This is a genomic window from Synechococcus sp. B60.1 (assembly GCF_047462555.1).
Classification (GTDB): Bacteria; Cyanobacteriota; Cyanobacteriia; order Thermostichales; family Thermostichaceae; genus Thermostichus.
In genome coordinates this window covers 10,453-20,278 of the sequence record NZ_JANSJN010000010.1, presented here as the reverse complement: position 1 = coordinate 20,278, position 9,826 = coordinate 10,453, and the positions used below count along the sequence as shown (strand labels likewise).

Below are 9,826 nucleotides of genomic sequence, written 5' to 3'. Positions count from 1 at the left end.
TCCTGGGCCAGATCGCATGGTGGTGTTTCAGAATTACTCTCTTTTGCCCTGGCTCACAGTTTATGAAAATGTTTACTTGGCTGTTCAGGCGGTGTTTCCCCAAAAGAGCCAGTCAGAAAAGCATCAAATTGTAGAAGAACACCTGAATCTGGTGGGGCTGGGGGAAGCAGCCCAGAAATATCCTCCGCAAATTTCCGGAGGGATGAAACAGCGGGTGGCCATTGCCCGTGCCTTGGCAATTCGCCCAGCAGTGCTGATTTTGGATGAACCCTTTGGGGCTTTGGATGCCATCACCAAAGAAGAACTTCAGGAGGAGCTGCTGCGCATTTGGGAGGAACATCGCTGCACAGTTTTGATGATCACCCATGACATTGACGAGGCACTGTTTTTGGCCGACCGTTTGGTCTTGATGACCAGTGGCCCTGCGGCTACCATCGGGCAAATCATCTCTATTCCCTTCCCGCGTCCTCGCGACCGCGAGCGAATGCTTGAGGATCCCCAGTACTATCGCCTGCGCAACTCCGTCCTCAGCTACCTCTACGGGCACGAGGCCAACCCTGAGGCAGCCCACCAGTGAGTTAAGCCCAACTTTTTGGGACTTTCTATAGCGAGGGTGACTACGCCCGCAGATGGGGGCACTTCGGCTAAGAGGGTAGGGTACGCCTGCGGTGAGTCAGTCGTCCGAGGGTTCTATCTTGGGATCCAAGCTCTTGGCGGTAAGGCGCAAGGCTTCCGCCTGATCCATCACTCGCGGCGCTTGCACTGCCGTCTCAACCCCCTGGCGATAGCTTTCCCAGAGGGGCATTTCTGGGTAGGTTTGCTGCAATTCCTTGATCTCATCTAGCAGAGCGCCCAGCCAGCCAGCCGTGCCCCAGGTGAGCAAAAACTGCAAGGGATTCCAGAGGTTGAGTTGCCGCCCCAATTCGTTGAGGCTTTCGTTGCGAAGGGGCGGGTCGAAGATGTCGGCCACCGTCATCAACTGGCGCCCCAGCAGTGGCCTGAGGGTTGTCTCAGCAGCCTCTACGACAGCGGGAAGGGCAGCTTGGATGCGCTCAGGACTGGGAATGTGCCGGGCCTGGGGCAAAGCTTGCAGCAGCAATTCCAGTCGTCGTTCGGCTTCTGCTGACTCCAAAGCCGCTTCTAGGGTGGTGCCCACGCTGAGAAACACTTCTCCCGTCAACAGCCGCACTGCATCGATAACCAAGTGGTACAGCGGGGGGATCACCAGCTTGATCCACTCGCTCTGGAAAAACTCCCGCAGCCGCCGCGCCAGATACTCCCCCACCTGCGTGGTTTGGATCCCCACTTGGGTGAGGGAGAGGTACCAGTCGGGCGGGGATCCCTTGGGATCCAGCCACTGGCGCAGGGTTTGCCATTCCTCTTCGGTGAGGGCAGTTCGCCCCTGTTTTAAGATGCTGCGCCGCAGCTTGCCCTCGGCATTCAAGAGCTTGCGCAACTCTGGTGTACCCAGCAAGGAGAGGGCGCCTGCGGATCCCACGCTGCCGATCTCGATGGCAATGAGGGCGGCCAAGAGGGCGGCTGAAGCTTTCACTTGGATCTCGCCGCTTTTGTCCATGACCAAAGGTAGGCGGCTGTTGCCATAGGCCCGCAGGCTCATTGCCACCAGGGCGGAGCGCTGCTCAGCAGTCAACCCCTCCGCCCAGGAAGGGATGCCGTTGGTTTCTGCCCTGGGATGGGTCTGCTCCTGCAGGCCCTGATAGAGCAGGCTGGCCACCCAGGCTCGGTCGGCAGCCCGTTCCAGAGAGCCGATGACCACCTCCCATTGGCTGGGGTTGAGCAGAGGCAAAAGCGCTTGCAGTTCTCGCTGGAGGGGCTCTGGAGAGGTTGTGGCTCTGGCTTTGTCCAGAGTTGCCTGTAGCCGATCCCTTGCCTCGCGGCACAAGCCCCCCCACTCCAGTTGCAAACGAGCTAGGGTCTGCTGCACCGTTTCTTCAGAGCGTCGGGGCAGCTCCTGCCAGCCTGCTTCCAGTTGCCGCCACAGCTCCTCCCAGTTCAGATCCCCAGCTCTGGCCCACGAAGGTGGAGAGTTCGCCGGCGCAGCGGATGGGGCAGCGCTGGGATCGAGATTGGGGGAGAAGACGGGATCCGAAAACTCAGGCATGGGCACCTCAGGGGAATTACCGGCATTATAGCTAGGGGTAAAAGGCAAGCCGCGGCAGGCCCAAGGTTTCCGGCCACCCCATCATCAGGTTGAGGCATTGCACCGCTTGCCCGGCTTGCCCTTTCATGAGGTTGTCGATGACCGACAGAACAATCACCCGGTTGGTGCGAGTATCCACCTCCACCCCAATCATGCAGGTGTTGGTGCCAGCCACCCACTTGGTTTGCGGGTAAACGCCGCGGGGCAGCACCTTGACCCAGGGGGATTGGCGGTAGAAGGCGTTGTAAATGGTGATGAGATCCTCGCCCACGAGACCAGGATCCCGCAGGTTGGCGTACAAGGTCACGTGGATGCCCCGCACCATTGGCACCAGGTGGGGCGTAAATTGCACCGTGATGGGGGTGTGGGTGAGGTCGGAGCAGGCCTGCTCGATCTCGGGCGTGTGCCGGTGTTGGGCCACGCCATAGGCACCCAGCGAGCTGTCCACCTCGGCAAATAGGGATCCCAGCTTGGGGGTGCGGCCTGCGCCGGAGACGCCGGACTTGGCATCGAAAATCAGGCTGTCCAGCTCCACCAACCCTTGCCGCAGCAAGGGGGCAACTGCCAGAAGGGAGGCCGTGGGGTAGCAGCCGGGGCAGGCTACCAGTTGGGCTTGGGCAATAGCCTCCCGGTAGAGTTCTGGCAGCCCGTAAACCGCCTGCTCGTTGGCCTGGCGGTAGGCAGGGCTAGGCCAGTTGGGATCCGTCTGGCCCAGGCGATACCAGGATTGGTAGGTGGCCAGGTTGCGAAAGCGGTAGTCCGCCGAGAGATCTAGGACTTTGCACCCCTTGGCCAGCAAAGGCGGCGCTAGGTCTGCGGCCAGTCCGTTGGGCAGAGATAAAAAGACAACGTCGCTGCTAGCGGCGATGGCCTCCACATCCACTGGCTGAATGGTCAAGTCCACCGCCTGGGCTAGATGGGGGTAGAGATCCCCGTAGCGTTTGCCGGCGCTGTCTTGACCGGCCAGGTAGGTAATCTGCACGCCGGGGTGTTCGCTGAGCAGCCGCACCAACTGCACCCCTCCATACCCGGAGGCCCCGACAATGGCGACGCAGACGGGATCGGTGGGAGGAAGAGAACGAGGCGCCGTAGTGGCCATGGGGGCTGCCTGAACAAAATTGACGGCTTGCCTTATTATTTATCGCATTTGTTGATCCCATTTGCCGCCGCATTGGTTGAACCCGCCTGCTCTATGGGGGTCAGTGTTGCCTAGCCACAGAGCGGGATTTGTTATGCTGGGCTCACGCGAGCCGCCCGGGCCTCGGCAGCCGCCTTGGCTGTTGAAGTCTTGCCCAGGGGTGTATTCTATTCACTCGGGAAGGTTGTATGTACTACGAGCAACTGATCAACATGATCTTACGGGCCCACGGCCAAAGCAGTCGCCACGGCCTAGATCAGGAAACTTTAACCCTCTACTCCGAAGGCCCCTACACCCTCTACAAGCTCACCTCCCATTTCGACCGCCGCTCCATTTTCGTTTTGGCCCAAAACCAGCGGGATGTGTTTATCTCCGGAGATGCGTTTCACAGCAAGTTGATCCCGGGAGAATGGCAGGAGTGGCTGCAGCAGAAGGCTTTGGCTGTTGCTGCTGAGACACCCCAGGCCAGCTAGCCAGCAAGGGCCAAAACGCCGGGCTGAACCTGCCGGGGCACCACCAAGAGCTGGTCTAAGGCGGCACAATAGGCCAGATCGCTGTCGTTTTCGGGACTAATTGCCAATAGCCGCTGCCCATGGCTGGAGCGCCGCAACAGGCCCAACAGGTCGTCCTGCCAGGTTTGGTAGAGGGCCAGGGCGGCTACTGCCTCATCGTTGCCCAACTGCTCCCACGAGCAGCCCAGGCGATGCAAAATCGCCCCGGCACAGGCGGTGTCTTCCAAAGCAAAAGCCCCTTCCCAGCCGGATCCCACCAGCCACACCTCGGCAAAAGCTCCTCGCCTGAGAAACTCCACCACCGCTCCCACGTTCACCAGGGCCGCTGTGATCACCACCGGGATCCCTTCCAAGCGCTGAAGGGTGCGGGTGCCGTTGGTGGTGCTCATGAAGATGCGCTTGTCCCGCACACGCTCGGGGGTGTATTCGCGGGGGGAGTTGCCCAGATCGAACCCTGCCACTGCTTTGCCCCCCCGTTCCCCGGCCAAAAGCCGCTTGCCAGCCGGCCAGTTCTGGCTTGCTTCCTGAAGCTGTTGCAAGTGGGCAAACACCTGTACCGCTTCTGCGCCTGCAGCCAGGGCTGTGGCGATGGTGGTGGTGGCCCGCAGGACATCGATGGCTACTGCGCAAGCTGGGATCCCTGGCGGCGGGACTTGCTCAGGGGTATGGAAGTGGAAAAATCGCATGAGAGAGGGAGCAAAAAAGGTTTAACTAGAGCTCCACCGAGAGCTTATTAGAACTCACGCCGGGCAAACACCAGCACTGTTAAAATGAGCAGCAAGACGGTGTAGATCAGGCCGTAGAGCGCATCACCGAGGAGCTGGGTGGGCGGGGGAATTTGGCCGTAGACGGTAGCATCTCTTAGATTGAAGCGCTCCAGATCCGGCAAGACCAAGTAGATGACCTCGAACACCTTGCCAAAACCTGCATCTTCCACCAGCTTGCTTAACTGCAGCAGGGCGCGGCTGGCGTGGCCCATGATGAACAGGGCAATTGTGTAGAGGGTGGCCAAAATCGGAGAGGTAAAAACTCCAAACAGCAGCGCTGCCGCCACAATCAGCACCAGCTCCAGAAAGGTGAAGACGGTTGCCCAGAGAACAGCCCAGGGGGAAATAGGGGCCTGCACCACCAGCAGGCTCAGCAAAAAGACGGCCGTCATCATTACTAGCAGCACCGACAGCAAAGCCGACAGGCCCAGATGCTTGCCGACGATGAACTCCGCCCGGCTCATGGGCTTGGCAATCAGTACGTAGACCGTGCGCCTCTCGATCTCTTTATTCACCAGCCCGGTGCCGACGAAAATGGCCACCACCAGTGACAGGAAGTGGATGGCGGCCAGACCCAGATCGGCGATGATCTTGTTGTGAGCCTGGTTAGCTACCTGGGGGATCAAAACGATGGCTCCCAGCATGACCACCGCAAACACCATCACCAGATAGAGAATCCGATCCCGAATCGTTTCTCGGAAAACATTTCGGGCAATGGCCACAAGGCGCGCCGCATCCATAGACCTCGTCCAAAGGAAGTGACGACTCGGCTGTACACTTGGAGCAGATCCAGCCTTTATTCTATGCAGTTCCAGGCCCAGATCCAGATCCACCTGCGCCCCTCTGTGCTCGACCCTGCCGGGGCGGCTCTCCAGGCTAGCTTGCACCAGTTGGGGCACACCCAGGTGCAAGGGGTGCGCATTGGCAAACACATCCAACTGCGGCTAGAGGCCCCCGACACCGAAACCGCTCAACGCCAAGTCAGCGAGCTGTGCGAGCAACTGCTGGCCAATCCGGTAATTGAGACCTATCAAATCCAAGTGGAGCCTGTAGAAGGTTGATTCGAGGGATCCAGCCTCCCACGAGTTGCCCTAACCCTCGCCACCTTTTTGTTGACAGCAAGGGATCCCCATGACCAAGGTAAGGTTTGGCATTGTCGTTTTCCCCGGCTCCAATTGTGACCGCGACGTGGCCTGGGTAACCCGCAGCCTCTTGGGCTGTCCGACGCGGCTGATCTGGCACCGGGAAACCGATTTGTCAGGGCTGGATGTGGTGGTGCTGCCGGGCGGCTTCAGCTACGGGGATTATCTGCGAGCCGGGGCGCTGGCCCGTTTTGCGCCGGTAATGGGATCCCTGGCCGAGCACGTAGCCCGCGGGGGCTATGTCTTGGGCATTTGCAACGGCTTTCAGATCCTGACAGAGGCAGGGCTGCTGCCGGGGGCGCTGCTGCGCAACGCCAACCTGCACTTTATCTGCGACCGGGTAGGGATCCGCGTGGAGCGGCAAGATCTGCCCTGGACAAGGGCTTACCCTCGCGGAGCCACTCTGACCCTGCCCATTGCCCATGGAGAAGGCCGCTACGTCTGCGATGGCGATACCCTCAAGCAGCTCCAGGATCGGGGGCAGATCGTCTTTCGCTATGCCCCGGTCGCCCCCAATGGCTCGGTGGATAACATCGCCGGCATTTGCGATCCCAGCGGTCGCATCCTTGGCTTGATGCCTCACCCGGAGCGGGCAGCAGATCCCGATTTGCCAGGGCAGGACGGGATCCCTTTTTGGCAGTCCATCGTAACCAGTCTTGCCAGTTGACTAAGACTGCTGGGCCTGAGCCAACACCTGGCGCACTTGGTTGACCATCTCCTCGTGATCCACCACTGGCTTAGCAATATAGCCATCGGCCCCACTCTGGGCCAGGAAGGCCTCGCGGTCGCCGCGCATGGCGTGGGCCGTTACCAAGAGGATGGGGATGGAGCTTGTTCGCGGATCCCCCTTCAACAGTTGGGCAATGCGGATCCCGTCCACTGCCTCGCCACGAAAGGTGCTTTGAGAGAGGGAGACATCCAGCAAAATCACGTCCACCTCGCGCGCCTGCGCCAGCCGTAGGATTTCCTCCACATCCTGGCTGTGAAAGACCTCAAACCCGCCTCGCCGCCGCAACACTTTGTCGAAAACGCGGGCGTTAATTGGATCGTCTTCCACCAGCAGCACTGTTGCCATCGCTAACCTAAAGTTGACTTAGTTGCGAACTCAAGCCCCGGCAATCCCCATAGTTCTGGAAACCGTCGCGAAGCAATTCTAGCGATCCCATTTGAGCAGTGGGACAAGGGCTCCCCCTCTAAGATACTGATAGCAATCTCAATAAAGCAGCACCAGCAGCTACCCCCTCTGCCAGCAGGAGAGGACAGCTACTGTTTTGAAAACAGCTTTGCTGGGTTGCCTGGGGGATACTCTACCAGCCTGGAACCGAGCGCTATCTGAAAACAAAACAAGGCCGGGGATTTTTCCGGCCTTGTCCGCGGTACAACTGCCGTCTCTTCGGGCCGCCTCGACCCGCTAACGCCCTCGGCAAGCCGACAGCAGCAGCCCCTAGCTCAGGTTACTTCTTCTGAATCCTAGGAGTTTCGCGAAAGGCAACGGCAAAAAACAGAAGGCCCAACGTCAAAAACAGAATAAAGGTGTAGGTGATGGCTTCCATACCAACCTCCAAATCAAAATTCTAAGGGGGCTTGACTCCAGATTAGCTCGGAACCGTCAGCACCCCCTCTCCCAAGAGAAACAGAGTGCCGACGGTCATCCCGCGAGAAAGCCTTACGCTTCTTGCACCTTGCGAGTGGTGGGATCCCCCACTTTCTGGAAGACGCCGAATTCCACCATTTCCTCGCTCATGTTCGGGTCAATACCGGCGAACACATCTCGGAAGAGAGTACGGGCGCCGTGCCAAATGTGGCCGAAGAAGAACAGCAGGGCAAAGACCGCATGGGCGAAGGTAAACCAACCGCGGGGGCTGGTGTGGAAGGTGCCGTCGGCTTTGGGCGTTTCTCGGTCGAACTCGAAGAGCTGACCCAACTGGGCCATACGGGCGTACTTCTTAACCGTTGGCGGGTCAGTGAACACCTGACCGTCCAGCTTGCCGCCGTAGAACTCCACCGTCACGCCCACCTGCTCAAAGCTGTAGCGCGACTCGGCGCGGCGGAAGGGAATGTCTGCCCGCACCACACCATCGGCATCCCGCAGGATGACGGGGAACGTCTCGAAGAAGTTGGGCATGCGTTGCACCGTCAGCTCCCGACCTTCACGATCCCGGAAGACGGGGTAGCCTAGCCACTCGATGGCAATGCCGTCTCCCTTGTTCATGGGACCGGCCCGGAAGAGACCACCCTTGGCCGGGCTGTTACCCACGTAATCGTAGAAGAGCAGGGACTTGGGCAGAGAATTGTAGGCCTCGCTGCGGGTCATCCCAGCTTCCATAGCGGCATTGACGCGCCGGTTAATTTCCTGGTTGAAATAGCCGGAGTCCCACTGGTAGCGGGTGGGGCCAAACAGCTCCACAGGAGTCGTGGCACTGCCGTACCACATCGTGCCGGCCACCACAAAGCCGGCAAAAAACACAGCCGCAATCGAGCTGGACAGCACCGTCTCGATGTTCCCCATGCGCAAGGCCTTGTAGAGGCGCTGGGGCGGACGTACCGTGATGTGGAACAAGCCGGCAATAATGCCCACGATGCCTGCGGCAATGTGGTGGGCCACCACCCCGCCGGCATTGTAGGGGTTAAACCCGGCTGGCCCCCATTCGGGTGCTACTGGCTGGACGTGCCCTGTCGTCGCATAGGGATCGCTTACCCACATCCCTGGGCCAAACACCCCCGTCAGGTGAAAAGCCCCAAAGCCGAAACAAAGGATCCCGGCCAAGAGCAGGTGGATCCCAAAAATTTTCGGCAAGTCCAAAGCTGGCTCGCCGGTACGGGGATCCCGGAATAGCTCCAGATCCCAGTACACCCAGTGCCAGCAGGCGGCCAAAAAGAGCAACCCAGACAAAACAATGTGAGCAGTGGCTACCCCCTCAAACGTCCAGAAGCCGGGATTGGCCACGCTCTCGCCGTAGATATTCCAGCCGCCCCAGGAGTTGACCACCCCCAGACGCACCATGAATGGCATGACGAACATGCCCTGACGCCACATCGGATTCAGGACAGGATCCGATGGATCGAAAATGGCCGTTTCATACAGCGCCATCGATCCGGCCCAACCTGCCACCAGGGCGGTGTGCATCAGGTGTACCGCGATCAGGCGGCCTGGGTCATTCAATACAACGGTGTGGACCCGGTACCACGGTAGTCCCATAAAACTCGATCCTCCACGTTCTCCAACACTTGCGCGATATCCAGTCAAAAACCTGAAGCCGACATCTTCACCTGGGATCCTGACCTAAGGAGTCTCTTCAGTGTCGAGGGGTGCCGCACCCACCTAACCCAAGAGCGCACCCAGTGAGGATATCGCTCTCAGAATTTTCATCACAGGCATCAGACAGTATAACGAAACGCAACTGACCTGAGCGGCTTCAGGCGGGATGCCCTCTTATTTGCCATCATCTTCCCAGATCTCTCGCCAAAGATTAAAAATATGACTTAAACTGTAACAATACTTAGCAAACTCTGGAGCTTCCCTGGCTCAGTCTAAAAGGTGTCGTGGTTTGGGCGAGGATATGGCAACGATTCGCTTTGTCAACGAAAATAGGGAGATTGTCGTCGCGGAAGGCGCTAACCTGCGCTTGAAGGCGCTGGAGAACCAGATTGACCTCTACAAGATGATGGCCAAGCTGCTCAACTGCGGCGGCAACGGCCAGTGTGGCACCTGTGTGGTGGAGATCGTCGAGGGAGCCGAGAACCTCTCTCCTCGCACCGAGGCAGAAAATCGCAAGCTCAAGCGCAAACCCGATACCTATCGTCTCGCCTGCCAGACCAGGGTATTGGGAGATGTCTCGGTAAGGACTAAGCCTTAAGCCTAGCTTTCCCTTTGGGCAAGGCGGACTTGAGGATGGTATGCTAGCTGCCAGTTGGGTTTGCGGCGTGTGCAGCTATGGAGACAAACTACCTAGGCCTCCTGGCCACCATTCTGGTTATCCTGGTGCCCTCAATCTTCCTGGTGATCTTGTACGTGCAGACTTCCAGTAAGTCGGAAAGCTGACCTAGGCCCACGAAGGCAAGTCTTACCTCCTGCTGAGGAACCAAGGCTCACACAGCGGGGCAGC

13 protein-coding genes are annotated in these 9,826 nt (G+C 59.1%); 6 read left to right on the top strand and 7 right to left on the bottom strand.

Features of this window, described 5'->3' with window-relative positions; all coding sequences use genetic code 11:
• Positions 1-577, top strand: a 577-nt coding sequence (locus NW863_RS02100; RefSeq protein ID WP_414364110.1) for a nitrate ABC transporter ATP-binding protein, incomplete at its 5' end; no start/stop codon positions are given.
• A 96-nt stretch (positions 578-673) separates the two neighbouring features.
• Here the strand turns inward: NW863_RS02100 and NW863_RS02095 are convergent.
• Both NW863_RS02095 and argC read right to left on the bottom strand, forming a co-directional pair.
• Positions 674-2,122, bottom strand: a complete 1,449-nt coding sequence (locus tag NW863_RS02095; protein ID WP_414364109.1) for a hypothetical protein — start codon at positions 2,120-2,122, stop codon at positions 674-676.
• Positions 2,123-2,153: 31 nt separating this feature from the next.
• The gene (argC, locus tag NW863_RS02090) at positions 2,154-3,260 is read right to left on the bottom strand and encodes an N-acetyl-gamma-glutamyl-phosphate reductase (RefSeq protein WP_414364108.1); all 1,107 of its coding nucleotides are present in this window, start codon (positions 3,258-3,260) and stop codon (positions 2,154-2,156) included.
• Between the two features lie 227 nt (positions 3,261-3,487).
• Between argC and NW863_RS02085 the strand changes: the two genes are divergently transcribed.
• On the top strand, positions 3,488-3,772 hold the full coding sequence (locus NW863_RS02085; RefSeq protein WP_414364107.1) for a hypothetical protein: 285 nt from the start codon (positions 3,488-3,490) through the stop codon (positions 3,770-3,772).
• Here the strand turns inward: NW863_RS02085 and NW863_RS02080 are convergent.
• Together NW863_RS02080 and NW863_RS02075 are read right to left on the bottom strand one after the other, a co-directional pair.
• Positions 3,769-4,497 (bottom strand): 2-phosphosulfolactate phosphatase family protein, encoded by a 729-nt coding sequence (locus NW863_RS02080; RefSeq protein ID WP_414364106.1) that lies wholly within the window; start codon positions 4,495-4,497, stop codon positions 3,769-3,771. The two genes, NW863_RS02085 and NW863_RS02080, sit on opposite strands and share 4 nt — an antisense overlap.
• A 47-nt stretch (positions 4,498-4,544) precedes the next feature.
• Positions 4,545-5,318, bottom strand: coding sequence for an ABC transporter permease (locus NW863_RS02075; protein WP_414364105.1), 774 nt, complete (start codon positions 5,316-5,318; stop codon positions 4,545-4,547).
• A 63-nt stretch (positions 5,319-5,381) separates the two neighbouring features.
• Here NW863_RS02075 and purS point away from each other — a divergent pair, with 63 nt between their 5' ends.
• Positions 5,382-5,639 (top strand): phosphoribosylformylglycinamidine synthase subunit PurS, encoded by a 258-nt coding sequence (purS, locus tag NW863_RS02070; protein ID WP_414364104.1) that lies wholly within the window; start codon positions 5,382-5,384, stop codon positions 5,637-5,639.
• A gap of 70 nt (positions 5,640-5,709) precedes the next feature.
• Positions 5,710-6,387: a phosphoribosylformylglycinamidine synthase subunit PurQ gene (gene purQ / locus NW863_RS02065; RefSeq protein WP_414364103.1), complete on the top strand. Its 678-nt coding sequence runs from the start codon at positions 5,710-5,712 to the stop codon at positions 6,385-6,387.
• On the opposite strand, the gene NW863_RS02060 is transcribed toward purQ, so the two are convergent.
• The 3 genes from NW863_RS02060 to psbB form a co-directional block, all read right to left on the bottom strand.
• Positions 6,388-6,795 (bottom strand): response regulator, encoded by a 408-nt coding sequence (locus NW863_RS02060; protein WP_414364102.1) that lies wholly within the window; start codon positions 6,793-6,795, stop codon positions 6,388-6,390. It abuts the gene before it with no gap.
• A 379-nt stretch (positions 6,796-7,174) separates the two neighbouring features.
• Positions 7,175-7,273: a photosystem II reaction center protein T gene (locus NW863_RS02055; RefSeq protein ID WP_011429542.1), complete on the bottom strand. Its 99-nt coding sequence runs from the start codon at positions 7,271-7,273 to the stop codon at positions 7,175-7,177.
• Between the two features lie 113 nt (positions 7,274-7,386).
• Positions 7,387-8,919: a photosystem II chlorophyll-binding protein CP47 gene (psbB, locus tag NW863_RS02050; protein ID WP_414364101.1), complete on the bottom strand. Its 1,533-nt coding sequence runs from the start codon at positions 8,917-8,919 to the stop codon at positions 7,387-7,389.
• Between the two features lie 361 nt (positions 8,920-9,280).
• Between psbB and NW863_RS02045 the strand changes: the two genes are divergently transcribed.
• A complete protein-coding gene (locus tag NW863_RS02045; protein ID WP_414364100.1) occupies positions 9,281-9,577 on the top strand; it encodes a 2Fe-2S iron-sulfur cluster-binding protein in 297 nt (98 codons plus the stop codon).
• Positions 9,578-9,654: 77 nt separating this feature from the next.
• Complete coding sequence (gene psbM, locus NW863_RS02040; RefSeq protein WP_011429539.1) at positions 9,655-9,762, top strand: photosystem II reaction center protein PsbM; 108 nt, start codon at positions 9,655-9,657, stop codon at positions 9,760-9,762.
• The last annotated feature ends 64 nt before the right edge of the window (positions 9,763-9,826 follow it).